Source organism: Methylobacterium sp. WL6, from assembly GCF_008040095.1.
Lineage (GTDB): Bacteria > Pseudomonadota > Alphaproteobacteria > Rhizobiales > Beijerinckiaceae > Methylobacterium.
In genome coordinates this window covers 1-25,100 of sequence record NZ_VRVH01000045.1, presented here as the reverse complement: position 1 = coordinate 25,100, position 25,100 = coordinate 1, and the positions used below count along the sequence as shown (strand labels likewise).

Below are 25,100 nucleotides of genomic sequence, written 5' to 3'. Positions count from 1 at the left end.
CCTCGGGCACGGCCTCGCGCGGCACGATCGCCCGCCACGCCGCCATCCCGGCAGGCGCGAGCGGGCGTGGGTCGAGGTGCCCGCGGATGCGCGAGCGCAGGCCGTCCGCCCCGATCACCAGGTTGGCCGAGAGGCTGTCGTTGCGGGTGCCGTTGCCGCTTTCGAGGGCGAGGGTGACGGCGTCCTCGGTCTCGGTGAGGCCCATGACGGCACGGCCCATCATCAGGCGGATGCCGGGGCGGGAGCGCACCGCGTCGAGGAGCAGGGTCTGAAGGTCGGCCCGGTGGATGACGTAGTACGGCGCGCCGAACTGCTCGCGGGCCTTGGCGCCCAGCGCCACCGCCCCGATCCGCCGGCCCGAATCGAGGGCGCGGACGGTCACGCCCGGCGGCTCGGAGCCGGCGCGCCGGAGCGCCGCCGCGAGCCCGAGATCGGCGAGCACGCGGCTCGCGTTCGGCGAGAGCTGGAGGCCGGCGCCGACCTCGCTGAAGCCGGTGCGGCGCTCGACCACCGTCACCGCATGGCCGGCGGCGTTCAGCGCCAGCGCCGCGGTCAGGCCGCCGATCCCGCCTCCGACGATAGCGACGGTCAGCGGCGGCTGAGGGTCTCGGGGCATGACCCTATTCGGCCGCCGCCTTCTGATCGTGCCAGACGCATGCCGCCGGGTCGGCATGGCCGGCCTTCAGGTCGGCGCGGTGGCGATACAGCGTCGAGCAGTACTGGCAGATGATCTCGTTGTCGGCGCCCATGTCGAGGAACACGTGCGGATGATCGAACGGCGGCAATGCGCCGATGCACATGAACTCCCGCGAGCCGACATGGATGACCGCGACGCCGAGCTCGTTGTGGAAGTGCGGTACCGCCCTGTCAGCCATCGCGCCGTCCTGTGCCTTGGGACCCCTCGCACCGGGTCGCCCGAGCCCCGCTTATGCCGCCGTGCGTTCGTCCGGCGCAAGCCTGGGGGCGAACGCCGGTCACTTGGCGCCTCGGCGGCCACGCCGTACATAAGCCTTCGAAGACCGACCCGGCGCGGACAAGCCCCTCGATGACCCAGCAAGACCAAGCGACGCGGCGCGTGCCCCAGGCACCGATCCACGGGCCGGAGGGGTTCGCGGGCATGCGCCGCGCCGGACGCCTGACGGCGGAAGGCCTCGACGTGCTGATGGAGGCGACGCAGCCGGGCGTGACCACCGAGGCGCTCGACAAGCTCGCCTACGAGTTCGCGATGGATCACGGCGCCTACCCGGCCTCGCTGCTCTACCGCGGCTATCCGAAGTCGATCTGCACCTCGATCAACCACGTGGTCTGCCACGGCATCCCCAACGACAAGCCGCTGCGCGAGGGCGACATCGTCAACCTCGACATGTGCCTGATCCTCGACGGATGGCACGGCGATTCGAGCCGGATGGCCTTCGTCGGCGAGGTGCCGCGCAAGGCGGCGCGCCTGTGCGAGATCACCTACGAGGCGCTGATGCGGGGCGTCGCCGCGGTGAAGCCCGGCGGATCGACCAACGACATCGGCCGCGCGATCCAGGACTACGCCGAGGGCGAGCGCTGCTCGGTGGTGCGCGACTTCTGCGGCCACGGCCTCGGCCGGAGCTACCACGATGCGCCGACGATCCTGCACTACGTCGAGGCGAGCTACGACGTGCCGCTGCGGCCGGGGCAGTTCTTTACCATCGAGCCGATGATCAACCTCGGCCGGCCGGCGGTGAAGGTGCTCTCCGACGGCTGGACCGCGGTGACGCGCGACCGCTCGCTGTCGGCGCAGTTCGAGCACACGGTGGCCGTCACCGAGACCGGCGTCGAGATCTTCACGGTCTCGCCGAAGGGGCTGCACCAGCCCGGCAACCCGGGCGCTTGAGGTCGTGACGGGCCCGGGCGACGCGGCCGAGGGCGGATTGTTCGCCGAGCGGCCGGCCGTCGCGCCGAAGCCCGAGGAGCCGCCGCACTATCTCGGCCACCGCGATCGCCTGCGCGAGCGCTTCGCCAAGCAGGGTGCCGACGCCCTGCCCGACTACGAGATGCTCGAGCTTGCCCTGTTCCGCGCGATCCCGCGGCGGGACGTGAAGCCGCTGGCCAAGGCGCTGATCCGCCGCTTCGGCAGCTTCGCCGAGGTGCTGAGCGCCGATTCGGCCCGGCTCGCCGAGGTCGAGGGCGTCAGCGCCGGCGTGGTCGCCGACCTCAAGTTGATGGAGGCGGCGGGCCGCCGGCTGGCGCGCGGCGCGATCGCCCAGCGCGCGCTGCTTTCCTCCTGGGCCGAGCTCATCGAGTACCTGCGCGCCACCATGGCTTTCGCCACCCGTGAGGAGTTCCGGGTGCTGTTCCTCGACAAGCGCAATTACCTCATCGCCGACGAGATCCAGGGGCGCGGGACCGTCGACCACACGCCGGTCTACCCGCGCGAGGTGGCGCGGCGGTCGCTGGAGCTCTCGGCTACCGCGATCATCCTGGCGCACAACCACCCGTCCGGCGATCCGGCGCCCTCGGCCGCCGACGTGACGATGACGCGCGAAGTGATCGCCGTACTCAGCCCGCTGAAGATCGTGGTGCACGACCACGTCATCCTCGGCCGGTCAGGCCATGCCAGCCTGAAAGGCCTGCGCCTCATCTGACGCGTGTTTGGAACGAGCCCCGAACAAGGCCGTAATCCCTTTGCGTGGCGCGCCTCTTGCCTCTAGCGTGACGGATCTGGGAGAGACTGAATGGCGGCCGTGGCCTTCGACGAGATGACCGCCTTCGCAGGCGCCGCGACGAGTCCCGACGACGTCCGCGAGGCCTACGGTCAGCTGAAGAACTGGCTCGACACGACGCCGGCCGACCACTTCAACACCCGCCGCAGCCAGGCCGAGCTGCTGTTCCGGCGCATCGGCATCACCTTCGCGGTCTACGGCGACAACGAATCGACCGAGCGGCTGATCCCGTTCGACATCATCCCGCGGGTGATCACCAAGCCGGAATGGGGCTTCCTGGAGCGCGGGCTGAAGCAGCGCGTCACCGCGATCAACATGTTCCTGAAGGACATCTACGGCGCGCAGGAATGCATCAAGGCCGGCATCATCCCGGCCGACCTCGTCTACAAGAACGCGCATTACCGCATGGAGATGCGGTCGTTCCGGGTGCCGCACGACCTCTACGTGCACATCGCGGGGATCGACATCGTCCGCACCGGCGAGAACGACTTCTTCGTGCTCGAGGACAACGCCCGCATCCCGTCCGGCGTGTCGTACATGCTCGAGAATCGCGAGGTGATGCTGCGGCTGTTCCCGGACCTGTTCTCCCGCCACCGCGTCGCGCCGGTCGAGAACTATCCGGACGCGCTGCTGGCAACGCTCCGCAGCCTCGCGCCGGCGACGGCGACCCGCGACCCGACCGTCGTGCTGCTGACGCCCGGGCGCTACAACTCGGCGTTCTACGAGCACTCGTTCCTGGCCGACAAGCTCGGCGTCGAGCTGGTCGAGGCGGGCGACCTCTTCACCAAGGACGACGTGGTCTACATGCGGACCACCGAAGGCCCGCGCCGGGTCGACGTGATCTACCGCCGCCTCGACGACGACTTCCTCGATCCGCTGGTGTTCCGGCCGGATTCGATGCTCGGCGTGCCGGGCATCATGAACGCCTACGAGCGCGGCAGCGTGACGCTCGCCAACGCGGTCGGCACCGGCATCGCCGACGACAAGGCGGTCTACAGCTACATGCCGGAGATCGTGAAGTTCTTCACCGGCGAGGAGCCGATCCTGCACAACGTGCCGACCTATCGCTGCCGCGAGAAGGAGGCCTTCTCCTACGTGATGGACAACCTGTCCGAGCTGGTGGTCAAGGAGGTCAACGGCTCGGGCGGCTACGGCATGCTCGTCGGGCCGCACGCGACCAAGCGCGAGATCGAGGAATTCGCCAAGCGCCTGCGCCACGCCCCGGACGGCTTCATCGCCCAGCCGACGCTGTCGCTCTCCACCTGCCCGACCTTCGTCGCCTCCGGGGTGGCCCCGCGCCACGTCGACCTGCGCCCCTTCGTGCTGTGCGGCGCCGACGAGATCCGCATCGTGCCGGGCGGTCTCACCCGCGTGGCGCTGAAGGAAGGATCTTTGGTGGTGAATTCCAGCCAAGGGGGCGGTACGAAGGACACCTGGGTTCTCGACGCGTGATGGCGTGACGCCTGCTTTCACCGAGAACCGCCCAGCGGTGGACGCCCCCGCGCCGAAGCCGAAGAGACCCCAGCGAAACAGCCATGCTCTCCAGGACTGCCGACAACCTCTACTGGCTCTCGCGCTACGTCGAACGGGCGGAGTTCGTCGCCCGCATCCTCGATGCGGCGCATCGCCTGGCCTCGCTGCCGACGAGCTACGGCGGGGGCGAGACCAACGAGTGGGCCTCGGCCCTCGCCTCGGCCGGCGATCCGGAGGTGTTCAAGCCGCACTACGACGGCGTGAATACCGCGACGGTGTGCGACTTCCTCGCCTTCAGCCCGCACAACCCGTCCTCGATCCGCTCCTGCATCGAGAGCGCCCGCGAGAACGCGCGCAGCGTGCGCACCGCGCTCACCACCGAGATGTGGGACACGATCAACGGCGCCTGGCTCGAGCTGCGGTCCTACGAGAAGAAGGACCTCGACCGCGACGCATTCACGCGCTTCCTCGATTGGGTGAAGGGCATCTCGCTGACCTTCGACGGCTCGGCCTACCGGACGATGCTGCGCAACGACACCTACTGGTTCACGCGTCTCGGCACCGCGATCGAGCGGGCCGACAACACCGCCCGCATCCTCGACGTGAAGTACAAGATCCTGCTGCCGGACACCGAGAAGATCGGCGGCAGCCTCGACTACTTCCAGTGGACGACGATCCTGCGCGAAGTCTCGGCCTTCAACGCCTATCACTGGGTGTATCGCGAGAGCGTCAAGCCGTTGCTGGTCGCCGACCTCCTGATCCTCAACCGGCAGATGCCGCGCTCCTTCGCCAACTGCTACGGCGTCCTCGTCGAGCATCTCGACCTGATCGCCGACGCCTACGGACGCCGCGGCGCCAGCCAGCGCCTGGCGAGCAACCTGCTCGCACGGCTGGAAAGCGAGGAGATCGACCGGGTCTTCGCGTCCGGCCTGCATGAGTTCGTGATCGCCTTCATCGGCGAGAACAACAAGGTCGGCGCCGCCATCGCCGAGCAGTATCTCGGCTAAGGCTTAAGCCGCAGCGGAATACGCGCAGTTCCGCTTCCGCGGTTGCGCGCTCCGTCGGAACGTCGTGTAAAACGTGTGACTCCGGGCGCCGCGGCGTCCATCGCGGGCGCCGTGTCGCCGAGACCGGCGGAGCCAGGACGGGCAGAATCGACGCATGCGCATTCGCGTGGTCCACGAGACCATCTACAGCTACGAGCAACCGGCACGCGGGCTGATCCAGGTCCTGCGGATGACGCCGCGCGACCATGACGGGCAGTACGTCCGGCGCTGGCGGATCGAGCCTTCGGTCGACGGACGGCTCACCGAGCGCGAGGACGGCTACGGCAACGTCGTCCACTGGTTCACGCCGGACCAGGCCTCCGACGCGCTGGTGATTCGCGTCACCGGCGAGGTCGACACCCACGAGACCCACGGCATCGTCCGCGGCGCCGTCGAGCGCCTGCCCGAGACGTTCTACCTGCGCGACACCGACCTCGTGCTGCCGAGCCCGGAGATTCAGGCGCTGTCCGACGCGGTCGCCGGCGCCGGAGACCCGGCCGCCCTCCCCTTCCTGCACCGGCTGATGGCCGCGGTGCACGCGCACATGGCCTACACGCCAGGCCCCGCGAGCGCCGCCGTGCCCTCGCCGAAGGCCTTCGAGGCCGGGGCCGGCGTATGCCAGGACTTCGCCCACGTCTTCATCGCCGCAGCCCGCCACCGGGCGATCCCGGCGCGCTACGTCTCCGGCTACCACCGCCCGGAGGGGAGCGACGCCGAGCAGGAGACGCCGCACGGCTGGGCCGAGGCGCTGGTACCGGATCTCGGCTGGGTCGGCTTCGATCCGACCACCGGCGACGCCACCACGGAAGCTTATATCCGCGTCGCATCCGGGCTCGACTACCTCGGGGCTGCCCCGATTCGCGGCAGTCGCACAGGCGGTGGTACCGAAACGCTGGACGTGAAGCTCCGGGTGGAGCAAGCCCAGGCGGCACCGCAATCCTGACGCTCCGCGCCTCTTCGAAAAGCCTGATCCCATGACTTACTGCGTCGGCGTCCTCGTCGAGGAAGGCCTGGTGATGATCGCCGACACCCGCACCAATGCGGGGCTCGACGACATCTCGACCTATCGCAAGCTCCATCACTTCAACGTGCCGGGCGAGCGGGTGATGATGCTGGCCTCGGCCGGCAACCTGTCGGTGACCCAATCGGTCCTGAGCCTGCTCTCCGAGGGCGTGCCCGGCGACAACGGCGAGGCCAAGCTGAAGCTCGTCGAGACGACGACGATGTTCGAGGCGGCCCAGCTCGTCGGCCGCGCGATCCGCCACGTGCGCGCGATCGAGAAGGCGGGCTTCGAGGCGGCGAGCCTGCGCTTCTCCGTCTCGCTGCTGTTCGGCGGCCAGATCGGCAGCGAGCCGATGCGGCTGTTCCTAATCTACTCGGCCGGCAACTTCATCGAGTGCAGCACCGATGCACCGTTCCTGCAGATCGGCGAGCACAAGTACGGCAAGCCGATCCTCGACCGGGCGGTGAAGTTCGAGACAGAGCTCTACGACGCGCTCAAGGTCGGACTCGTCTCGATGGATTCGACCATGCGCTCGAATCTCGGGGTCGGCCTGCCGATCGACATCGCGCTGGCGCGCCGCAACGCCCTCGACCTCGAGGTCAACCACCGGATCGAGGCCGGCGAGGGCTACTTCCACGACCTGCGCGAGCGCTGGTCGGCGGCGCTCCGCGCCGCGCATCGGGCGATCCCGCGCCCGCCCTACGGGCCTGCCGCCGCGAAGTAGTTTCTCACGCCGGACCTCCTCCAACCGTGAGCCTCACCCTGAGGTGCCGCAGCGAAACGGAGGCCTCGAAGGAGCCCTGCAGCGCGCGCGCGATTTCTGGAGCCCCCCTTCGAGGTCGCCGACGCGGCACCTCGGGATGAGATCGAGGGTGGGGACGGGGCTGAATCGGCGAGCGTCGAATTCTGATCCTGCTTAAGGCTCACGGTGGCCCATCCGAGGCCCCTTACCAGGCGCGCAACAGCGCCCGAGCTTCGGCGGAAGGGTCGTCGACCCGCATCAGGCCGCCCATCACGGCCACGCCCGCCGCGCCCGCTCGGCGACACGCGGCGGCGGTGGCGACGCCGATGCCACCCAGCGCAACGACCGGGATTCCGATCCGCGCGGCCGTTGCGATGGCGCCGAGGCCGAGGGCGGGACCGTAGCCGGGCTTGCTCGCCGTGGCGAAGATCGGGCTCAGGGTCACGTAATCCGCGTCTTCCGCCGCCCCGACGTCGCGCAGGCCGTGCGCCGACACGCCGACGAGCGCCGAGGTGCCGAGGCGGCGCCTGGCATCGGTGATAACGGCACGATCCGCCCCGCCGCCGAGATGGACGCTCGCGCCGAGGGCCGCGGCAAGCTCGAGATCGCCGCCGACCGAGAGCACGCCGCCGGCCTCGCGGACGCGTTCCGCGATGCGCTCCGCCAGCGCCCGGCGCTCGCGCGGTGGCAGATCCCTGTCGCGAAACCAGACCCACCGGCACCCGCCGTCGAGCACGGCGGCGATGGTCTCGCCCAGGGGGCGGGGCCCGTGCCGGTCGGTCACCGCAAGGAGCGGCGACGGCAGGCTACGAGCCGACAAGGCCGAGCTGCGGGCTCGACGGCTCGGCCCGGCCGCGGCGCGGGATTCGGCCGGCGCGGTAGGCATCGCGGCCCGCCTGCACGGCGTTGCGCATCGCGCGCGCCATGCGGACGGGATCGTCGGCCTTCGCCACCGCGGTGTTGATCAGGCAGGCGTCGGCGCCCAGCTCCATCGCGATCACCGCGTCGGAAGCCGTGCCGATGCCGGCATCCACGATCACCGGCACGCTCATGCGGCGGCAGATCAGCTCGAGGTTGGCCGGATTGGCGATGCCCATGCCGGAGCCGATCAGCGAGCCCATCGGCATCACCGCGGCGCAGCCGATGTCGGCGAGCCGCTGGCAGACGATCGGGTCGTCGTTGCAGTAGGGCAGCACGACGAAGCCGTCGTCGACGAGGTGGCGGCAGGCCTCGATCAGCTCGGCGACGTCCGGGTACAGGGTCTCGCGGTCGCCGATCACCTCGACCTTGATCCAGTTGGTGTCGAGCGCCTCGCGGGCCAGCTCGGCGGTCATGATCGCGTCGCGGGCGGTCTCGCAGCCGGCGGTGTTCGGCAGGAAGCGGCGTCCTTTCAGGATCTTCACGGTGTCCGAGCCGTGGCCCTGCAGCGAGACCCGGCGGATCGAGGCGGTGGCGACCTCGGCCCCGGAGGCCGCGACCGCATCGCGCATGATCACCTGCGTCGGGTAGCCCGCGGTGCCGATGAACAGGCGCGAGCCCAGCGTGACGCCGGCGATCACGAAGGGGTCGTCGGCCTCCGGTCGGAGGGGTGTGAGCGTGTCGACCATCCTCTAGCCTCCCTGCATGGCGCGTACGATCTCGATGCGGTCGCCCTCGGAGATCGGTGTGGTGTCCCAGTCGCGGCGGCGGACGACGCGGCCGTTGAGCGCGATGGCGACGCCCTGCGGATCGGTGCTGCCGGTCTCCTCCGCCGCCTGCGCGAACAGGGCGGCGACGTCGGCCGCCTCGATCTCGCGAGCCTGTCCGTTCACCGTCAGCTTCATGCCGACGCCCTCAGCTCGGCGCCCGGCGCAAACCGCGCCAGCGAGAAGTCCTGCGCGACTGCCGTCATCGCGCCCGTCGTGACGAGGGCGGCGATCGCGTCGGCGGTCACCGGGGCGAGCAGGTAGCCGTTGCGATGGTGGCCGGTGGCGACCACCAGGCCGGGGGCGATCTCACCGAGGATCGGCGCGTCGTCGTCCGAGGTCGGGCGGAACCCGCTCCAGACGGCCTCGACCTCCATCTCCTCGATGCCGGGCAGCACCCGGCGCGCGCCTTCGAGCAGGGCATAGAGCCCGCCGGCAGTGACGCCGGGGCGGAAGCCGCAATCCTCGACCGTCGCGCCGACGACAATGTGGCCGTCGCTCTTCGGCGCCATGTGGACCTGCTCGGTCCAGACCATGTGGGAGAGCGTGCCGGTGCGGGCCGTGGTCTTCAGCGCCAGCGACTGTCCCTTCAGCGGGCGCACGGGCAGGGCGAGGCTTTGCGGCAGCAGGCCGCCCTCGCCGCTCCAGGCGCCGGCGGCGAGCACCACGGTCTCGGCCACGACCACGCCGTCGGCGGTGCGCAGGCCCGCGACGCGGCCGCCCGTGCGTTCGAGGGCGACGACCGGGCTGTTCTCGACGAGCGCCACGCCGGCGGCACGGCACGCCTCGACGAGCGCCGCCATCACCCGGCTCGGGTCGACCTGATGATCGAGCGGGCAGAGCACGCCCGCGGTGACCGAAGGGCGGAGGGCCGGCTCGCGGCGACGCACGTCGGCACCCGCGATCCACTCGGCGGCGACGCCCGAGCGGCGCTGCAGGTCGAAGCGGAAGCGCAGGCGCTCGACCTCGTCGCGCCCGATGGCCAGCACCAGCGTCCCGTCCTCGCGGTAGTCGATGTCGAGGCCGGACGCCGCTTCGAGCTCGGCGCGAAACCCCGGCCAGCGCCGGAGCGAATCAAGCGCCAGCGGCAGCAGCGGGTCGGAGCCGGGCTCGTGCTCGGCCGCCGGCGCCAGCATGCCCGTGGCGGCGAGGCTCGCGCCGGAGCCGATGGTCTCCCGCTCGACCACGACGACGGACCGCCCGGCCTGCGCCAGCCGCCAGGCGATCGACAGCCCGATCATGCCGCCGCCGACGATCGCGACGTCGGCACGCGCCGGCAGCGGGACGGTTGGCCGGGCGCCGCCGCTCGTCCGGCGCGTCCCGATCGGTGATGCTGCGTGACGACCCGAATGACGATCCAAGTGATCCTCCGCGTGCTGTCGCAGAGACCGGGCCTGACGCTTCGTCTGAGAAGCTGGGGCACCCCGTCGTCGAAGACGGCGCCCACGGTCCAATCCCTACGCCGGTGTGAACCGGATCAGGTTCGAAGGATTTCCGCGCCGCGGGCCCTCACGAGCCTGCCAGCGGTTTCTCAGCCCCTTGCCGGGGATCTCCCTGGAACACCGCAGATGTGGTCCCGCCGGCCGCCTCGGTCAACCCCGCGGGCCGATCCCCTCCTGCGGATGCGCGCGATGCGTCGTCGCGCCGAGACGGACCGGAAACCCTGTCGGCAGATGGCCGCGCGGTTCCGTCCGGCGGCGGGCACGCCGCCACGCATCGTTCACCGGCGTCGTGCTCGTCTATGCGTCCTCGATCGGCGGGGGCGAAGGTAGGCGATGCGGACGATCCTGATGCTCTGCCTCGCGGCCGGCCTCGTCGCGGGGGTGCTCGGCGGCATCGGCAACCGCCTGACCAGCCGCAAGGCCGCGGCGCCACCGGTGCCGACGGTGCAACTGGTTGCGTCCGCGCCGACGGCGATCGCGCTCGGTGCCGACCGCAACGGCCACTTCCTCGCCGACGCGCTGGTCGACGGGCGATCGCTGCGCATGATGGTCGACACCGGGGCCACGACGTGCAGCTTCGCGGAAGAGGATGCCGCCCGCCTCGGCATCGTCGTCGGGCCGCGGGACTTCACGCGCCCGGTGATGACCGCCAACGGGACGATCCGCGTCGCACCGGTGCGGATCAGCACGATCCGGATCGGGCCCGTCACCGTGCGCGACGTCGAGGCCGTGATCGTCCCGAGCGGACGCCTCGGCACGAACCTCCTCGGCATGTCGTTCCTGAAGCGCGTGCGCGACTTCAGCATCGCCGGCGGGACGATGACGCTGCGGGGCTGAGGCCCGCCTCAGCCCTGGCCGCGGTGCGGCTTCGGGCGCGGGCGATAGACCATCATCGGCTCGGCGAACCCGTCGAGCACGTGCTCGCCGAGCGGCACCGGATCGCCCCACAGGAAGTCGACGAAGGGCTTCGACATCAGCAGCGGCTCGCCGAGCGTCTTGTTGAGCCGGGCGATGCGGCTCGCCATGTTCACGTCGCGGCCGATGACCGTGAAGTCGAGGCGCGTGCCCGAGCCGACGTTGCCGTAGGCCGCCTCGCCGTGATGGAGCGCGATGCCGGCCATCATCGGCACTGTGAATTGGTGGAGGGTGTTGGCCTCCTCCAGCGCCGCGAGCGCACTTTGTGCCGCCGTCAGCGCCCCCTTGGCGGCGCCGCCGAGGTCGTCACCCGGCTCGCGGAAGATGGCGAGGAGGCCGTCGCCGAGATACTTCAGCACCTCGCCGCCCTCCCGCTCGATCGGCGGCACGAGGCAGTCGAAGAAGATGTTGAGCAGATCGACCGCCTCTTCCGGCGTCATGTTCGCCGAGATGCGGGTGTAGTCGCGCATGTCGGCGAACAGGATCGCCGAGCGGATACGCTTCACCTGCCCGCGGCGGATGTCGCCCGACAGGATGGCGCGGTGCGGCTCGTCGCCGACGTAGATGCGCAGCACCGTGTCGAGCTGCTTGGTGACGATCCGCATCTCCATCACCGCGGCCAGGGCCGGCATGATGAAGCGCAGGATCGCCACGTCCTCGTCGCGGAATCCGTCCGGGTCGCGGGTGGCGAAGGTGATGCCGTTGTGCGTGCCGTTGGTGAAGAACAGCGGCACCACGATGTAGTGGCGGTAGCCGGCGGCCCTCAGGTCGGGGATCACCGAGTAGGCGTCGTCCGGCGTCTCGGCGAGGTCGAGGATCAGCCATTCGCCGTCCTCGTGCACCTTGCGGAACGGGCTCGCCGCGTAGGCGCGCTCGGAGGCTTCGCCGTGCGGGAACAGGCGCACCGTCGTGCCGGACTCGCGCGTCCAGATGCGGCCGATGCCGGAATATTCCGAGTGCAGCGTATCGATCGCCGTCGAGGTCCGGTCCACCGGAACGCCGACCGCGTTGAGGCGCTCGGCGAAGCCCGCGATCAGGTCGTCGGGCTCGGGCAGGCGGGCGCCCTCGCTCAGCAGCCAGTCGCGGATCGCGACGCAATCCTGCAGCGCGCCGAACGGCACGTCGTCCGCCTCCGAGCCGTCGGCTGCGGCGGTCGGCGGCACGGGTGGATGCTGGCGACGCTCAAGCATACGGCCAAGGTGGGTTCACGAACCGCCAAAGCAAGGTTCCGGCTGACGATGGCGAGATCGATCCGGATCGAAGACCATCATCCCTTCGCCGCCTGGAACGCGAGATCGCGCCGCGAACACGGCGCGATCCGACGATCGCATTCGGCGAATTCGAGAATGGCGTATCCGACGCTCAGTTGTCCAGGAAGCTCCGCAGCTTCCGGCTCCGGCTCGGATGCTTCAGCTTGCGCAGGGCCTTCGCCTCGATCTGGCGGATGCGCTCGCGGGTCACCGAGAACTGCTGGCCGACCTCCTCAAGGGTGTGGTCGGTGTTCATGCCGATGCCGAAGCGCATGCGGAGCACCCGCTCCTCGCGCGGGGTCAACGAGGCGAGGACGCGCGTCGTGGTCTCGCGGAGGTTGCTCTGGATCGCCGCGTCGATCGGCAGGACGACGTTCTTGTCCTCGATGAAGTCGCCGAGGTGGCTGTCCTCCTCGTCGCCGATGGGCGTCTCGAGGGAGATCGGCTCCTTGGCGATCTTCAGGACTTTTCGGACTTTCTCGAGCGGCATGGCCAGCTTCTCGGCCAGTTCCTCCGGGGTCGGCTCCCGCCCGATCTCGTGCAGCATCTGGCGCGAGGTGCGGACGATCTTGTTGATCGTCTCGATCATGTGCACCGGGATGCGGATGGTGCGCGCCTGGTCGGCGATCGAGCGGGTGATCGCCTGGCGGATCCACCAAGTGGCGTAGGTCGAGAACTTGTAGCCGCGGCGGTACTCGAACTTGTCGACCGCCTTCATCAGGCCGATGTTGCCCTCCTGGATCAGGTCCAGGAACTGCAGGCCGCGGTTGGTGTACTTCTTGGCGATCGAGATCACGAGGCGGAGGTTGGCCTCGATCATCTCCTTCTTGGCCTGGCGGGCTTCGCGCTCGCCCTTCTGGACCATGTTGACGATCTTGCGGTACTCGCCGATCTCCAGGCCCGTCTCGGAGGCGAGCGTCAGGATCTGTTCGCGCAGGTCCGAGACCTGCTTCGAGCCCTTCTCGACGAGGTTCTTCCAGCCCTTGCCGCCGAGCGTCCCGACGCGGGTCATCCAGTTCGGGTCGAGCTCCCAGCCCTGGTAGTGGCGCAGGAACTCGTCGCGGGCGACGCCGTGGCTCTCGGCGTAGCGCATCAGCCGGCCCTCATGCGAGATGAGGCGCTTGTTGATGTCGTACAGCTGCTCGACCAGGGCCTCGATGCGGTTGTTGTTCAGCGACAGCGACTTCACGTCGGCGACGACGGTGTCCTTGAACTCGGCCTGCTTCTTCTCCTGGGCCGGCGTGGTCTTCTCGCTGTTCGCCTTGCGCTCGGTCTCCTCGTTCTGGAGCTTACGCAGCTTGCGGTAGTTGTTGGCGATCGCGTCGAACGTCTCGAGCACGCGCGGCTTGATCTCGGCTTCCATCGCCGCGAGCGAGACGTTGTTCTCCATGTCGTCGTCGTCGTCGCCGCCCTCGGGCGTCGGCGCTTCCGGCTCGGCATCCTCGCCTTCGGCGGCCGCCTCCGCGATCTGCGGGTTCTTGCCGTCGGGGCCGGCATAGGTCGCTTCGAGATCGATGATGTCGCGCAGCAGCACCTTGCCGTCGACGAGCTCGTCGCGCCAGATGATGATCGCCTGGAAGGTCAGCGGGCTCTCGCACAGGCCGGCGATCATCGCCTCGCGCCCGGCCTCGATCCGCTTGGCGATGGCGATCTCGCCCTCGCGCGACAGCAGCTCGACCGAGCCCATCTCGCGCAGGTACATCCGCACCGGATCGTCGGTGCGGTCGGTCGGCTCCTTGGTCGCGGTGACGACGGCGACGGCGCGCGTCGGGGCGACCTCGGCCACCTCCGTGCCCTCGGCGCTCTCCTCGTCGTCCGACGCCTCGCCGTTGGCCGGCTTGTCGGCGGCGGCCTCGTCGGTCTCCTCGGCCTCGACGACGTTGATGCCCATCTCGGAGAGCTGGGACAGGACGTCCTCGAGCTGGTCGGGGTCGGACTGCCCCTCGGGGAGGACCTCGTTGACCTCCTCGTAGGTGATGTAGCCGCGCTTCTTGGCGAGCTTCACCATCCGCTTGACCGAAGCATCCGTCAGGTCGAGGAGCGGCCCATCGGTCTGCTCTGCCGGAGCGGTGTCCGTCTCGTCCCGTTCCGTTGCCTTCGTCGCCATGATCAGCCTATTGTTTCGGCGCGCCACGATGCGGGGGCCTTTCGGCCACGCCGCGCCGTCGGCGCCGCAATGCGTGTGAGACCCGGGCGAACCGCTTCGACCGCGTCGTATTCTCGAGTTCGGTATGCAAGCGAGACGCTTGACCGATTGTTAACCATGCCGCGAAGGCGTGTCGTATTCCGCCATCGCACAGGCCCTACGACACAGTCGAGTCGTTCGTGTCCTGCAGGTCCGCCTCGGTCTCCGCTCCCGCGATCACCGCCAAGCGCTCCTTGACGTCGCACAGCCAAGCGAAGTTCGCCTCTGTTTCTTCTTCGACGAGCGCACGTTCCGCCTGTCGGAGTTCGCTATTTAGCGCGCCGGCCTTGCGGTGCAAGATCACGGCCTGCCGCAAAGCGTCCTCCAGCTTGACGAGATCGGCGTGCGGATCGAGGGCCCAGCGGTCGCCCGGGCGCACCCGTGCCGCCAGCCGCGCGCTCGCCGCCTCGAGACCGGCCCGCGCCAGCCGATTCTCGACCACCGCCACGTCCGGGTCCGCCGCGTCGGCGGCGCGGTCGAGCAGAACCGAGCGCAGGGCCACCGCATCCGCGTCCTCGAGATCGAGGGCGGCGAGATCCTCGGCTTCGAGCCCGAGCAGCTCGGGATGCACGAGGAGGCTCGCCACGATCATCGCCTCGCGCGAGCCGCCGCTGCCGGAGAAGCCGTTCGAGCGGGCGAGGCCCGCGCTCGGCCCGGCCGTCAGCCGCGGCGAGGGCGGCGGATCGCCGGGACGCGGCTTGCGGACGTAGGCATTCGGCCGCCCGCCCGGCTGGTAGGCGCCGCGCTGCTGCGTCGCGCCGCGCGGCGAGAGCCCGCGCAACCGCTCCTCGATCTCGTCGCGGTAGTAGCCCCGCACCGTCTCGTCGCGGATGCCGGCGACAAGGCCGCGCAGCGTCTTGGCCAGGCCCGCCCGGCGCTCGGGCGTGTCGGTCGAGCCGGTCTCGACGGCGCGGCTCCACAGCATCTCGACCAGGGGCTTGGCCGCCTCGACCACCTTGTCGATCGCCCCCGAGCCGCCCGAGCGCAGCAGGTCGTCCGGGTCCTGGCCCTCCGGCAACATCGCGAATCGCAGCGACCGGCCCGGCTCCAGCATCGGCAGCGCCACGTCGAGGGCGCGGAAGGCGGCGCGCTGCCCTGCACCGTCGCCGTCGAAGCACAGCACGGGCTCGTCGGCATGCCGCCACAGCAACGCCAATTGCTCCTCCGTCAGCGCGGTGCCGAGCGGAGCGACGGTGTTGGCATGGCCCGCCATCGTCATCGCGATGACGTCGACGTAGCCCTCGACAGCGATGATCGTGCCGCGATCGTGGGCGCCCTTCCGCGCCCGATTCAGGTTGTACAGCACTTGCCCCTTGTGGAAGAGCGGCGTCTCGGGCGAGTTCAGGTACTTCGCCTTGGCGTCCGCCTGCATCGCCCGGCCGCCGAAGGCGATCACCCGGCCGCGCACGTCGGCGATCGGGAAGATGATGCGGTCGCGGAACCGGTCGTAGGGAACGGCGATGTCGTCGCCGGTCACCAGCAGGCCGAGCTCGCCCATCAGCGCCTTGTCGACGTCCTTGCCCGCCAAGTGGTCGCGCAGGCCGTAGCGGTCGGCCGGAGCGTAGCCGAGGCGGAAGCTCCTGCGGATCTCGGGGCCGAGCTCGCGCCGGTCGAGATAGGCGCGGGCGGCCGCGCCCGCGGGCGAGGCCAGCCGCTCCTCGAACCACGCGGTGGCCAGCTCCATCACCTCGATCGCGCCGCGGCGCTTGGTCTCCATCTCGCGGGTGTCGGCGGTGGGAGCCGGCAACGTCACGCCGGCGTCGGCGGCGAGCCGCTCGACGGCTTCCGGGAAGCTCAGGCCTTCGGTCTCGATCAGGAAGCTGAAGATGTCGCCGTGCTTGCCGGACGAGAAGCAGTGGTAGAACTGCTTCTGGTCGTTGACGTAGAAGGACGGCGTCTTCTCGGCGTTGAACGGCGACAGCCCGCGCCACTCGCGCCCGGCCTTCTTCAGCTTCACCCGCCGGCCGACCACGTCGGAGGCGGGAAGCCGGTTGCGGATCTCTTCGAGGATGTGGGGCGGGTAGCGCACGGAGATGCGGGACTCTTTCGGCAATCGCTCATCATAGCCTGAACCGCCCTAACGAGTCCCCACGGCCGAAAGGCGTCCCGCTTCCGGCAAGCCGTTGACGCGTCGCGTTGTATATACGATCTTCCCGAGGTGCGGCACCGAGACACGCCGGAATGTCGGACGCCTACGAGTGGGACGAGGCCAAGCGTAGCGCCAACCTGCATAAGCACCACATCGACTTCATGGATGCGCTCGAAGTCTTCGCGCATCCGCATATCCTGATCCGATCGGATCGAAATGGAGAGGAGCGGTGGGGCGCACTGGGTCAGGCCGGGGAACGGGTCATCGTGGTCGTCTTCACGCCGCGCGGGCCCAACCGGCGTCTGATCTCTGCGCGTGCCGCGAGGCGAAATGAGAAAGAGCAATATCACGCCTACGTCGCTGGACGATCGTAGCCGCGGCCGCACCGATTGGGCTGCCCTGGATCGGCTGAGCGATGAGGCGATCGCCGAGCGTGTCGTGGCGGACCCCGACGCAGCTCCCCTCGATCTCGACTGGGCGGCCGGGGAGCCGGTGGTTCCAGCGCGCAAGGTCGCGATCTCGATCCGCCTCGACCGGGATCTCGTCGAGCACTTCAAGCGCGGCGGCGACGGGTACCAAAGCCGCATCAATGCCGTGCTGCGTGCCTACGTGGAGGCACGCTGCAAAGGCGATCGTGCTTGACCGGACCTCTCACGCCTTGGCGTTCAGCGCCGCCTTCACCAGCCCGCTCGCCTTCGCGAAATCCATGCGGCCGGCATAGGCGCCCTTCAGCACGGCGATCACCTTGCCCATGTCCTTCGGGCCGGCGGCGCCCGCCTCGGCAATCGCGGCGTCGACGGCGGCCTTGGTCTCGGCCTCGTCCATCTGCCGGGGCAGGTAGCCCTCGATGATCGCGATCTCGGCGCGCTCGTTCTCGGCGAGCTCCGGCCGGCCGCCCTGCTCGTAGACGGAGGCCGATTCGGCGCGCTGCTTGATCATCTTCTGCAGAAGCGCCAGGATCTCGTCGTCGGTCGCCGGCTCCTTGCCGAGCCCGCGCGCCTCGATGTCCTTGTCCTTCAGCGCCGCCTGGATCATGCGGATCGTGGCGAGCTTGGCCTTCTCGCCGGCCTTCATGGCCTCCTTCATCTCGGTGGTGAGGCGGGCGCGCAGCATCGATGTTGTCCTTGTTGTGCAGAAACGGGTGGCTGGCCTGCGGTTTGCAGCGATTGAGCCGCCTTCGACGCGGCCCCACATTGACCCCATCGCCGCGGGCTCGATAAGACCGCGGCACAGGATCATCAGCCGCCCGCTCGCGCCGTCTCGACGGCGCCGGTCGAGGCCGGACATAAGCGAGATCACGCCGATGCTGCAAGACAGCGCTTCCGCGCCGAAAGACGGCGCCCCCGCTCAGGCGCGCCCCGCCCCCGCCCCCTGGGCCGAGCCCGTCGCAACCGCCCTGCTGGTTCTGGCCGACGGCACCATCCTCGAAGGCTTCGGCATCGGCCAGACCGGGATCGCCGACGGCGAGGTCTGCTTCAACACCGCGATGACCGGCTACCAGGAGATCCTGACGGATCCGTCCTATGCCGGGCAGATCGTCACCTTCACCTTCCCGCATATCGGCAACACCGGCACCAACGACGAGGACCTCGAGAGCCTCGACGCGGCCCCGGCCTCGGGCGTGCGCGGCACGGTGATCGCCTCGGCCGTGACGCAGCCGTCGAGCTGGCGCTCGTCGTCCCACCTCGATGCGTGGCTGAAGGCCCGCGGCATCCTCGGCATCACCGGGATCGACACCCGCGCGCTGACCGCCCGCATCCGCGACCACGGCATGCCGAACGCGGTGATCGCCAACGATCCCCAGGGCAACTTCGACCGCGAGGCCCTGAAGGCACGCGCCGCCGCGCTGGCGCCGATGGAAGGCCTCGACCTCGTGCCCCCGGTCACCAGCCGCGAGCGCTCCGACTGGAGCGAGTCGACCTGGACGGTGAAGGCCGGCTACGGCCGCGGCGTTCCGGGCGAGGGCCTGCGCGTCGTTGCGATCGATTACGGGGTGAAGCGCAACATCCTGCGGCTGCTGGCCGAGGCCGGCTGCTCGGTCACGGTCGTGCCGGCCACCACCAGCGCGGCCGACATCCTGGCGTTGAAGCCCGACGGCGTCTTCCTCTCGAACGGCCCCGGCGACCCGGCGGCAACCGGCGAGTACGCCGTCCCGGTGATCCGCGAGCTGCTCGCCGAGAAGGTGCCGACCTTCGGCATCTGCCTCGGCCATCAGCTGATGGGGCTCGCGCTCGGCGGCCGCACGGTGAAGATGGGCCAGGGCCATCACGGCGCGAACCATCCGGTCAAGGACAAGACCACCGGCAAGGTCGAGATCGTCTCGATGAACCACGGCTTCGCCGTCGATCCGGCGAGCCTGCCCGAGACCGCGGTCGAGACCCACGTCTCGCTGTTCGACGGCTCGAATTGCGGGCTGACGCTCACCGACCGCCCGGCCTTCTCGGTCCAGCACCACCCGGAAGCCTCGCCGGGCCCGCGCGACAGCCACTACCTGTTCGAGCGGTTCGTGACGCTGATGCGCTCGGGCACGCCGGAACCCCGCAAGCCCGAGACGGCGGCCTGATCGACCGGTTCCGCCGCCCTCGCAACGCCGAAGACGCCGCGCTCCGCCATGTGGCGGGCGGGGCGCGTGACGATCGCGCCCGGCGGTCGGAAGCAACCGCCGCCTGCCGTCGGTGTTGTTGGTCCACACGATGGATCGACAGCCCGAAAGGCGCATCATGGCCGAGCACGACGCAGACCGCCCCTCGCTGAAGGGGTTTTCCGCGAACGCGGACCGTAACGGGCAGGATCTCGGGCAGGATTCGCCTCTCGACGTCGGCAGCCCGGCCCGGACCCAGGCCGATCTGAAGGGCGATCCGGCGGGCGAGGCCGAGACCGCGCGGATCGCCTCGGGCATGCCGAGCGAGGACGCGACCGACCAGACCGAGGCCGAGACGCCGGCCGAGAACCTGCGGGCGATCCGCGGCGAGGGTCAGCCGGGCGCCTCCGCCTCCGAGGCGGTCGACCGTGCCACCGCGCCGGTCGGCCACGACGACGGCAAGCGCTGATGGCCCGCGACACGGACGAGGCCTCGCAGACCGTCACCCGCAAGCCGGACGATCAGGTCGGCAGCAGCGGCGAGCCCGCGGCCGGCGGCGGCGGCCACACCGCCGAGCAGTCGGCGATCACCGACATGGGCACGGGCGGCAAGTCCGACCCCGAGCGCAAGTCCGACTGGAAGCAGGGCGGCGAGCCCGGCCGCTCTCCGCCGACGCCCGGCGGTTCGTCGGGCGGGCATTCCGACCAGAAGGCGTCGCGCGGCCCGCAGGCCGACGAGACCGTCGCCTCCGGGCATTACAAGGCCGAGCGCGAGGAGGGCGAATGAGCGATCACGACAAGCCGGCGGACGAGACGCCGGACACGAAGAAGCCCGCGAATTCCGCACCCGATGCGGTGATGGACCCGAACGAGAAGACCGAGGGTCATCCGGGCATGGGGCCGAAGGGCGGCGGCACTGACAAGGATACCGACCCGGGCGGCGGGTGAGCCTCGCCGCCGGAGCCCTCCTCTTGTCGGGAGCCCTCGCTCCCTCGTCGCGGCAGACGCACCTTCCCTCCCCCCTCTGCGGGGGAGGGTGGACCTCGCGTGAGCGAGGGTCGGGAGAGGGGAGCGACCTCTCCGGACAGCGCGCTCCCCTCTCCCGACCCGCTTCGCGGGCCGCCTCCCCCGCAGAGGGGGGAGGGAGCTGCCCCTATTTCGATAGCGTCACCATATCGACCCAACGAAAAAGGGCCGGGCGATCGCCGCCCGGCCCTTCGTATTCCGATCCTTATGGATCCTCAGCTCGCGCTGCTCGCCGCTCCGCCCGAGCGCTCGAAGCGCTTGCGGTCGTTCGGATCGAGGTGGGTCTTGCGCAGGCGGATCGACTTCGGGGTGACTTCCATCAGCTCGTCGTCCTGAATCCAGGCGAGCGACTTCTCCAGCGTCATCCGGATCGGCGGGGTCAGGCGCACGGCCTCGTCCTTCGAGGTGGTGCGGATGTTGGTGAGCTTCTTGCCCTTGAGCACGTTCACCTCGAGGTCGTTCTCGCGGTTGTGCTCGCCGATGATCATGCCCTGGTAGACCTTGGCGCCGGGCTCGATCATCATCGGGCCGCGGTCCTCGAGGTTCCACATGGCGTAGGCCACGGCCTCGCCCTTGTCGTTCGAGATCAGCACGCCATTGCGGCGGCCGGCGATCTCGCCCTTGAAGGGCTCGTAGGCCTTGAACAGGCGGTTCATGATCGCCGTGCCGCGCGTGTCGGTCATCAGCTCGCTCTGGTAGCCGATGAGGCCACGGGTCGGTGCGTGGAAGACGAGGCGCAGGCGATCGCCGCCCGACGGACGCATCTCGATCATCTCAGCCTTGCGCTCGGACATCTTCTGCACGACGACGCCCGAGTACTCCTCGTCGACGTCGACCACGACCTCCTCGATCGGCTCGAGGATGCCGCCGTCCTCGTCCTTCGAGAGCACGACGCGGGGACGCGACACGGCGATCTCGAAGCCCTCGCGGCGCATGGTCTCGATCAGGATCGCCAGCTGCAGCTCGCCGCGACCAGAGACGAAGAAGCTGTCCTTGTCGGCGGCCTCCTCGATCTTCAGCGTGACGTTGCCCTCGCCCTCCTTGAACAGGCGGTCGCGGATCATGCGGCTGGTGACCTTGTCGCCCTCGGTGCCGGCGAGCGGCGAATCGTTGACGATGAAGGACATGGTGACGGTCGGCGGATCGATCGGCTGGGCCTGGATCGGGGTCTCGACCTGCGGGTCGCAGAACGTGTCGGCGACGGTGCCCTTCACGAGGCCGGCGATGGAGACGATGTCGCCCGCCTCGCCGACGTCGATCGGCGCCCGCTCGAGGCCGCGGAAGGCGAGGATCTTCGAGACGCGGCCGGTCTCCACGAGCTTGCCCTCGCGGTCCATCACCTTGATCGCCTGGTTCGGCTTCACGGTGCCGGAGGCGATGCGGCCGGTGATGATGCGGCCGAGGAACGGGTTGGCCTCGAGCAGGGTGCCGAGCATCCGGAACGGGCCTTCCTCGACGCGGGCCTGCGGCACGTGCTCGAGCACGAGATCGAACAGCGGCGCGAGCCCTTCGCTCTGATCGCCGTCCGGCGTCGTGGCCATCCAGCCGGCGCGGCCGGACCCGTAGAGGATCGGGAAGTCGAGCTGGTCGTCGGTGGCGTCGAGCGCCGCGAACAGGTCGAACACCTCGTTCACCACCTCGGTGATGCGGGCGTCGGGACGATCGACCTTGTTGATCGCCACGATCGGGCGCAGGCCGATCTTGAGGGCCTTGCCGACCACGAACTTGGTCTGCGGCATCGGGCCTTCGGCCGCGTCCACCAGCACGATCACGCCGTCGACCATCGACAGGATGCGCTCGACCTCGCCGCCGAAGTCGGCGTGGCCGGGGGTGTCGACGATGTTGACGCGGGTATCCTTCCAGACGACCGAGGTCGCCTTGGCCAGGATGGTGATGCCGCGCTCCTTCTCGAGGTCGTTCGAGTCCATCGCCCGTTCCTCGACCCGCTGGTTGTCGCGGAAGGAGCCGGACTGCGACAGCAGCTTGTCGACGAGCGTCGTCTTGCCGTGGTCGACGTGTGCGATGATGGCGATGTTGCGCAGCTTCATGGTGTTTCCGAAGCGAGTAGAACCCGCCACGGGACGGACCGCGATTGCAGTCGGCCACGCCGGGTCGAGAACGGGTTCGAGCTATTGCGCCGCAATATAAGGAGTCGGCCTCGGCGGCAAGGGGGCAGCGGTTCTGCGATGATCGCGAGCCCTGCTCAACCGTTCAGGGCGAGCGGCAGCGCCACGAGCGCGATCGGCAGCGCCAGCAACGCCGCCGGGCGGAGCCAGCCCGGGCGGTAGGACAGGAAAGCGACCACGAGCAGCGCCGCGCCGGTCAGGGCGCCGATCCATTGCACCGGACCGAAGTTCCAGCCCTCCAGCGCCACCGCCGCCACGAAGGAGAGGCCGATGCCGGACCAGCCGGCGATGCGCAGGGTCCGGGCGCGGGCCGCGCCGGGACGCACCAGGAAGGCGTCGCGATGGTGACGGTCGAGGCTGAGCGCCAGCGCCGACAGTCCGGCGAAGCACAGGGCGAGGTTGAGGCCGACGACGATGGCGGTCACGCGCGCAGGGCCTCCCCGCCCGTGATGCCGGCGTCCTCCCGGAGCGCCGGCCGGAGCCGCGCCTGCCCCGCCTTCCGCGCGGCGAGCCCGAGGAGGATGCCGAGGGCGATCATCGCGGCGTCGAAGCCGAGGAAGCGCGTCTCGCCGGCGAGCGGATGCAGGCCGGTGGTGATCGCGCCGACGACCGGCACCGCCAGAAACAGGCCTCCGACCAGCCCGAGGCCTTCGCGCCAGACCGATTCGGCCGGGCGGAGGGCGCCGGCGACCGCCACCAGCGCCCAGGCGCCGAAGAACGTTCCGACCTCCCAATCCGCGCGGGCGGCAAGGTCGAGCGGCAGCAGGCGGTTGGCCAGGAAGTAGGCGGTGATTCCGGCGGGCAGGCCGACGATGGTCCCGACGTTGAGCGTCCGCACCAGCCGCAGGCCGAAGCCTTCCGCCTCCGCCCCCTGCGGCGCCCGCGCCACGGCCCACAGCACGAGCCCGGTGGCGACGGTGGCGGCGCCCATCACCCCGCACAGGAAGAACAGCACGCGCAGGGCCGCGCCGGCGAAGTGCCCCTCGTGCAGCCCCAGCATGACGGTCGAGGTCTTGGCAGCGGCGCGGGTCGCGCCGTTGCTGCCGAGCATCGCCCCGGTCGCGCCGTCGAACGCGATCTGCGGATGCTCGTGGGCAAGCCCGTGCGGCTCCTCGAAGACCGCAAGCACGGAGGGTGTCGCGTCGGCAGGGTTGAAGACGGAGACCCCTTCCGGCGCCTCGCCCCTGGCGGCGATGCCCTGCGCGACCATGCCGGAGAGCGGCGCCAGGGTGCCGGGCTTCCCGGACGGGGCGCGCAGCTCCGGCATCAGCCCGCTGTCGACGTAGAAGCGCATCTCGTCGCCCTTGTAGGCGGAGACGACGCCCCACGGCATGTACATCGGCGCGAGGGTGACGAGGCCGGTATAGGTGATCATCAGGTGGAACGGCAGAGCGAGCACGCCGAACACGTTGTGCGCATCGAGCCAGCCGCGCTGCGAACGACGCCGCCGGAAGGTGAAGAAGTCGGCGAAGATCCTGCGGTGGGTGACGATGCCCGAGACCAGCGCCACCAGCATCACCAGCGCGCAGGTGCCGACGATCCAGCGGCCCCAAAGCGGCGGCATGCCGAGCTCGAAATGGAAGCGGTAGAGGAAGTCGCCGCCGCGGGTGTCGCGGGCCTTGGTCGGCGTCCCGGTGGCGGGATCGAGCAGGGCCTGATGGAACGGGCCTTCCAGGCTCTTCCACCACATCACGCCGATCAGCGGCTTCTCGGGCTTCGGCAGCTCGATGTACCAGCCGGTGGCGTCGGGCATCGCCCTCTGCAGGTAGGCGGCGGCGAGGTCGGCGGAGCGGGCCGGCTCGCTCTCGGTCGCGGCGAGCTCCGGCCGCATCCACTGCGAGATCTCGGTCCGGTAGTAGCTCGCGGTGCCGGTGACGAAGACGCAAAACAGCACCCAGCCGACGACGAGGCCGGACCAGGCGTGCAGCCACGCCATCGATTGGCGAAAACCCTGCCTCATGCGGCACCGACCGCGGCGAAGCCGCCGGCGAGCCAGAGCCCGCCGCCGAGGACGGCCGCGAGCCCGGCGACCGTCAGGGCGGCACGGCCGAGCGTCGGCGCGGCAAAGACGTAGACCACCACGGCGACCATCACCGCGAAGCTCAGGATGGTCGCCGTCGCGACCGCCTCGGAGCGGACGAGCGGCAGCGTCAACGACAGCAGGGCGGTCAGCAGCGCCGCCACCGCGTAGCCGCCGGCGACCGCGAGCACGATCCGCCCCACGACCGCGAGGCGGTAGGCCGGACGGCGGCGTGCGTCCTTCTGCGGTGCCATCGGGCCGACTCCACGGGGCTTCACGCCCTCGAAGGGCGGCGTTCCGTGCCGGGGGTAGCAAGGCGCCCTGCGGCCGCGCAACCGCTATGTTTCAGAACCATTCCAGTTCTCGCCCAACGGTTTAGCTGCTATCGACGACGGGATTGCGGGGTGCGTCTCGAACGTGCGCGACCATCGGCGGGCGACAAGGGGCGTGGGCAAGCGCCCGGCAAGGATTGCTCCGCGGGCGCGCACGCCGCATGCAGGCAGGGTCCAGGCCCGACACGCGAGATGCCGACCCCCGTGACCCAGCCCAAGCCCGATGCGCCCCGTCCGCCGATCCGCTTCCGCGGCCGCTCGTTCATGGCGACCGTGCTCGCGCCGCTGCCCCCGATCGAGGATTGGCTCGCCGATCTCGACGCCCTGCGCCAGCGCGCACCCGCGTTCTTCGCCGGGCGCCCGGTGATCCTCGATCTCACCGGGCTCACGCTCGATCGCGATGACCTGACCGGTCTGGTGGCCGAGCTCTCGGCGCGCGCCATCGCGATCTACGGGATCGAGGGCGCGGCGCCCGCGCTGCTCGGGCCGGGCC

27 protein-coding genes, 1 pseudogene and 1 riboswitch are annotated in these 25,100 nt (G+C 70.1%); of the genes and pseudogenes, 14 read left to right on the top strand and 14 right to left on the bottom strand.

What is annotated here, in order from left to right; all coding sequences use genetic code 11:
• A partial coding sequence (locus FV230_RS09210) for an FAD-dependent monooxygenase (protein WP_147842146.1) occupies positions 1-616 on the bottom strand: 616 nt, incomplete at its 3' end.
• Between the two features lie 4 nt (positions 617-620).
• Positions 621-875 (bottom strand): zinc-finger domain-containing protein, encoded by a 255-nt coding sequence (locus tag FV230_RS09205; RefSeq protein ID WP_147726292.1) that lies wholly within the window; start codon positions 873-875, stop codon positions 621-623.
• 170 nt (positions 876-1,045) lie between these two features.
• Between FV230_RS09205 and map the strand changes: the two genes are divergently transcribed.
• From map to FV230_RS09175, 6 genes are all read left to right on the top strand, one after another.
• Positions 1,046-1,864, top strand: a complete 819-nt coding sequence (map, locus tag FV230_RS09200) for a type I methionyl aminopeptidase (RefSeq protein WP_147726291.1) — start codon at positions 1,046-1,048, stop codon at positions 1,862-1,864.
• A gap of 37 nt (positions 1,865-1,901) precedes the next feature.
• Positions 1,902-2,615, top strand: a complete 714-nt coding sequence (gene radC, locus FV230_RS09195) for a DNA repair protein RadC (RefSeq protein ID WP_246694808.1) — start codon at positions 1,902-1,904, stop codon at positions 2,613-2,615.
• 90 nt (positions 2,616-2,705) lie between these two features.
• A complete protein-coding gene (locus tag FV230_RS09190) occupies positions 2,706-4,145 on the top strand; it encodes a circularly permuted type 2 ATP-grasp protein (protein ID WP_147726289.1) in 1,440 nt (479 codons plus the stop codon).
• A gap of 83 nt (positions 4,146-4,228) precedes the next feature.
• The gene (locus FV230_RS09185) at positions 4,229-5,173 is read left to right on the top strand and encodes an alpha-E domain-containing protein (protein WP_147842144.1); all 945 of its coding nucleotides are present in this window, start codon (positions 4,229-4,231) and stop codon (positions 5,171-5,173) included.
• 154 nt (positions 5,174-5,327) lie between these two features.
• On the top strand, positions 5,328-6,155 hold the full coding sequence (locus FV230_RS09180) for a transglutaminase family protein (RefSeq protein WP_147842143.1): 828 nt from the start codon (positions 5,328-5,330) through the stop codon (positions 6,153-6,155).
• A 31-nt stretch (positions 6,156-6,186) separates the two neighbouring features.
• Positions 6,187-6,939 carry a peptidase gene (locus FV230_RS09175; RefSeq protein ID WP_147726286.1) on the top strand — a complete coding sequence of 251 codons (753 nt, stop codon included), beginning with the start codon at positions 6,187-6,189 and terminating at the stop codon, positions 6,937-6,939.
• 223 nt (positions 6,940-7,162) lie between these two features.
• Here FV230_RS09175 and FV230_RS09170 read toward each other — a convergent pair whose 3' ends face one another.
• Genes FV230_RS09170 through thiO form a run of 4 tightly spaced genes read right to left on the bottom strand, consistent with a single transcriptional unit; the run spans position 7,163 to position 9,967 of the window.
• Positions 7,163-7,741, bottom strand: a complete 579-nt coding sequence (locus tag FV230_RS09170) for a thiamine phosphate synthase (RefSeq protein WP_246694806.1) — start codon at positions 7,739-7,741, stop codon at positions 7,163-7,165.
• 22 nt (positions 7,742-7,763) lie between these two features.
• Positions 7,764-8,564 (bottom strand): thiazole synthase, encoded by an 801-nt coding sequence (locus FV230_RS09165; RefSeq protein ID WP_147842141.1) that lies wholly within the window; start codon positions 8,562-8,564, stop codon positions 7,764-7,766.
• Between the two features lie 3 nt (positions 8,565-8,567).
• The gene (gene thiS, locus FV230_RS09160; protein WP_147842140.1) at positions 8,568-8,780 is read right to left on the bottom strand and encodes a sulfur carrier protein ThiS; all 213 of its coding nucleotides are present in this window, start codon (positions 8,778-8,780) and stop codon (positions 8,568-8,570) included.
• Positions 8,777-9,967: a glycine oxidase ThiO gene (gene thiO / locus FV230_RS09155; protein WP_246694807.1), complete on the bottom strand. Its 1,191-nt coding sequence runs from the start codon at positions 9,965-9,967 to the stop codon at positions 8,777-8,779. The genes thiS and thiO overlap by 4 nt, the downstream gene beginning before the upstream one ends.
• A gap of 111 nt (positions 9,968-10,078) precedes the next feature.
• Positions 10,079-10,207: riboswitch (TPP riboswitch) on the bottom strand.
• A gap of 210 nt (positions 10,208-10,417) precedes the next feature.
• Here thiO and FV230_RS09150 point away from each other — a divergent pair.
• The gene (locus FV230_RS09150; protein ID WP_246694805.1) at positions 10,418-10,921 is read left to right on the top strand and encodes a TIGR02281 family clan AA aspartic protease; all 504 of its coding nucleotides are present in this window, start codon (positions 10,418-10,420) and stop codon (positions 10,919-10,921) included.
• An 8-nt stretch (positions 10,922-10,929) separates the two neighbouring features.
• On the opposite strand, the gene FV230_RS09145 is transcribed toward FV230_RS09150, so the two are convergent.
• From FV230_RS09145 to dnaG, 3 genes are all read right to left on the bottom strand, one after another.
• Positions 10,930-12,189 (bottom strand): adenylate/guanylate cyclase domain-containing protein, encoded by a 1,260-nt coding sequence (locus FV230_RS09145; protein WP_147842139.1) that lies wholly within the window; start codon positions 12,187-12,189, stop codon positions 10,930-10,932.
• Positions 12,190-12,361: 172 nt separating this feature from the next.
• Positions 12,362-14,356, bottom strand: a complete 1,995-nt coding sequence (gene rpoD, locus FV230_RS09140; RefSeq protein ID WP_147842138.1) for an RNA polymerase sigma factor RpoD — start codon at positions 14,354-14,356, stop codon at positions 12,362-12,364.
• 196 nt (positions 14,357-14,552) lie between these two features.
• Positions 14,553-16,463, bottom strand: a complete 1,911-nt coding sequence (gene dnaG / locus FV230_RS09135) for a DNA primase (protein ID WP_147842147.1) — start codon at positions 16,461-16,463, stop codon at positions 14,553-14,555.
• A gap of 152 nt (positions 16,464-16,615) precedes the next feature.
• Between dnaG and FV230_RS09130 the strand changes: the two genes are divergently transcribed.
• The gene (locus tag FV230_RS09130; RefSeq protein ID WP_147842137.1) at positions 16,616-16,897 is read left to right on the top strand and encodes a BrnT family toxin; all 282 of its coding nucleotides are present in this window, start codon (positions 16,616-16,618) and stop codon (positions 16,895-16,897) included.
• 64 nt (positions 16,898-16,961) lie between these two features.
• The gene (locus FV230_RS09125) at positions 16,962-17,165 is read left to right on the top strand and encodes a BrnA antitoxin family protein (protein ID WP_246694804.1); all 204 of its coding nucleotides are present in this window, start codon (positions 16,962-16,964) and stop codon (positions 17,163-17,165) included.
• A gap of 9 nt (positions 17,166-17,174) precedes the next feature.
• On the opposite strand, the gene FV230_RS09120 is transcribed toward FV230_RS09125, so the two are convergent.
• Positions 17,175-17,636, bottom strand: a complete 462-nt coding sequence (locus FV230_RS09120) for a GatB/YqeY domain-containing protein (RefSeq protein WP_147842135.1) — start codon at positions 17,634-17,636, stop codon at positions 17,175-17,177.
• Between the two features lie 190 nt (positions 17,637-17,826).
• Between FV230_RS09120 and carA the strand changes: the two genes are divergently transcribed.
• The 4 genes from carA to FV230_RS29520 all read left to right on the top strand — a co-directional run bounded on the left by carA (position 17,827) and on the right by FV230_RS29520 (position 20,051).
• Complete coding sequence (carA, locus tag FV230_RS09115) at positions 17,827-19,086, top strand: glutamine-hydrolyzing carbamoyl-phosphate synthase small subunit (protein WP_147842134.1); 1,260 nt, start codon at positions 17,827-17,829, stop codon at positions 19,084-19,086.
• Between the two features lie 157 nt (positions 19,087-19,243).
• Entirely contained in the window at positions 19,244-19,573 is a 330-nt protein-coding gene (locus FV230_RS09110) for a hypothetical protein (protein WP_147842133.1), read from the top strand.
• Entirely contained in the window at positions 19,573-19,890 is a 318-nt protein-coding gene (locus FV230_RS09105; RefSeq protein ID WP_147842132.1) for a hypothetical protein, read from the top strand. Before FV230_RS09110 ends, FV230_RS09105 begins: the two co-directional genes overlap by 1 nt.
• Entirely contained in the window at positions 19,887-20,051 is a 165-nt protein-coding gene (locus tag FV230_RS29520) for a hypothetical protein (protein ID WP_187274670.1), read from the top strand. The genes FV230_RS09105 and FV230_RS29520 overlap by 4 nt, the downstream gene beginning before the upstream one ends.
• Positions 20,052-20,344: 293 nt before the next feature.
• Here FV230_RS29520 and typA read toward each other — a convergent pair whose 3' ends face one another.
• From typA to FV230_RS09080, 4 genes are all read right to left on the bottom strand, one after another.
• On the bottom strand, positions 20,345-22,177 hold the full coding sequence (gene typA / locus FV230_RS09095; protein ID WP_147728668.1) for a translational GTPase TypA: 1,833 nt from the start codon (positions 22,175-22,177) through the stop codon (positions 20,345-20,347).
• 155 nt (positions 22,178-22,332) lie between these two features.
• Entirely contained in the window at positions 22,333-22,680 is a 348-nt protein-coding gene (locus FV230_RS09090) for a DUF3325 domain-containing protein (protein WP_147842130.1), read from the bottom strand.
• Positions 22,677-24,215, bottom strand: coding sequence for a PepSY-associated TM helix domain-containing protein (locus FV230_RS09085; protein WP_147842129.1), 1,539 nt, complete (start codon positions 24,213-24,215; stop codon positions 22,677-22,679). Before FV230_RS09085 ends, FV230_RS09090 begins: the two co-directional genes overlap by 4 nt.
• Entirely contained in the window at positions 24,212-24,529 is a 318-nt protein-coding gene (locus FV230_RS09080; RefSeq protein WP_147842128.1) for an iron transporter, read from the bottom strand. The genes FV230_RS09085 and FV230_RS09080 overlap by 4 nt, the downstream gene beginning before the upstream one ends.
• Positions 24,530-24,799: 270 nt before the next feature.
• On the opposite strand from FV230_RS09080, the pseudogene FV230_RS09075 reads away from it, so the two are divergent.
• Positions 24,800-25,100: pseudogene (locus FV230_RS09075) on the top strand (septum formation inhibitor MinC); the annotation flags it as partial.

Excerpts from the sequence above, each read along its gene's own strand:
- FV230_RS09205 (WP_147726292.1), bottom strand. The coding sequence starts at position 875 with ATGGCTGACAGGGCGGTACCGCACTTCCACAACGAGCTCGGCGTCGCG.
- map (WP_147726291.1), top strand. The coding sequence starts at position 1,046 with ATGACCCAGCAAGACCAAGCGACGCGGCGCGTGCCCCAGGCACCGATC.
- FV230_RS09190 (WP_147726289.1), top strand. The coding sequence starts at position 2,706 with ATGGCGGCCGTGGCCTTCGACGAGATGACCGCCTTCGCAGGCGCCGCG.
- FV230_RS09185 (WP_147842144.1), top strand. The coding sequence starts at position 4,229 with ATGCTCTCCAGGACTGCCGACAACCTCTACTGGCTCTCGCGCTACGTC.
- FV230_RS09180 (WP_147842143.1), top strand. The coding sequence starts at position 5,328 with ATGCGCATTCGCGTGGTCCACGAGACCATCTACAGCTACGAGCAACCG.
- FV230_RS09175 (WP_147726286.1), top strand. The coding sequence starts at position 6,187 with ATGACTTACTGCGTCGGCGTCCTCGTCGAGGAAGGCCTGGTGATGATC.
- FV230_RS09165 (WP_147842141.1), bottom strand. The coding sequence starts at position 8,564 with ATGGTCGACACGCTCACACCCCTCCGACCGGAGGCCGACGACCCCTTC.
- thiS (WP_147842140.1), bottom strand. The coding sequence starts at position 8,780 with ATGAAGCTGACGGTGAACGGACAGGCTCGCGAGATCGAGGCGGCCGAC.
- FV230_RS09150 (WP_246694805.1), top strand. The coding sequence starts at position 10,418 with ATGCGGACGATCCTGATGCTCTGCCTCGCGGCCGGCCTCGTCGCGGGG.
- FV230_RS09145 (WP_147842139.1), bottom strand. The coding sequence starts at position 12,189 with ATGCTTGAGCGTCGCCAGCATCCACCCGTGCCGCCGACCGCCGCAGCC.
- rpoD (WP_147842138.1), bottom strand. The coding sequence starts at position 14,356 with ATGGCGACGAAGGCAACGGAACGGGACGAGACGGACACCGCTCCGGCA.
- FV230_RS09130 (WP_147842137.1), top strand. The coding sequence starts at position 16,616 with ATGTCGGACGCCTACGAGTGGGACGAGGCCAAGCGTAGCGCCAACCTG.
- FV230_RS09120 (WP_147842135.1), bottom strand. The coding sequence starts at position 17,636 with ATGCTGCGCGCCCGCCTCACCACCGAGATGAAGGAGGCCATGAAGGCC.
- carA (WP_147842134.1), top strand. The coding sequence starts at position 17,827 with ATGCTGCAAGACAGCGCTTCCGCGCCGAAAGACGGCGCCCCCGCTCAG.
- FV230_RS09110 (WP_147842133.1), top strand. The coding sequence starts at position 19,244 with ATGGCCGAGCACGACGCAGACCGCCCCTCGCTGAAGGGGTTTTCCGCG.
- FV230_RS09105 (WP_147842132.1), top strand. The coding sequence starts at position 19,573 with ATGGCCCGCGACACGGACGAGGCCTCGCAGACCGTCACCCGCAAGCCG.
- FV230_RS29520 (WP_187274670.1), top strand. The coding sequence starts at position 19,887 with ATGAGCGATCACGACAAGCCGGCGGACGAGACGCCGGACACGAAGAAG.
- typA (WP_147728668.1), bottom strand. The coding sequence starts at position 22,177 with ATGAAGCTGCGCAACATCGCCATCATCGCACACGTCGACCACGGCAAG.
- FV230_RS09085 (WP_147842129.1), bottom strand. The coding sequence starts at position 24,215 with ATGAGGCAGGGTTTTCGCCAATCGATGGCGTGGCTGCACGCCTGGTCC.
- FV230_RS09080 (WP_147842128.1), bottom strand. The coding sequence starts at position 24,529 with ATGGCACCGCAGAAGGACGCACGCCGCCGTCCGGCCTACCGCCTCGCG.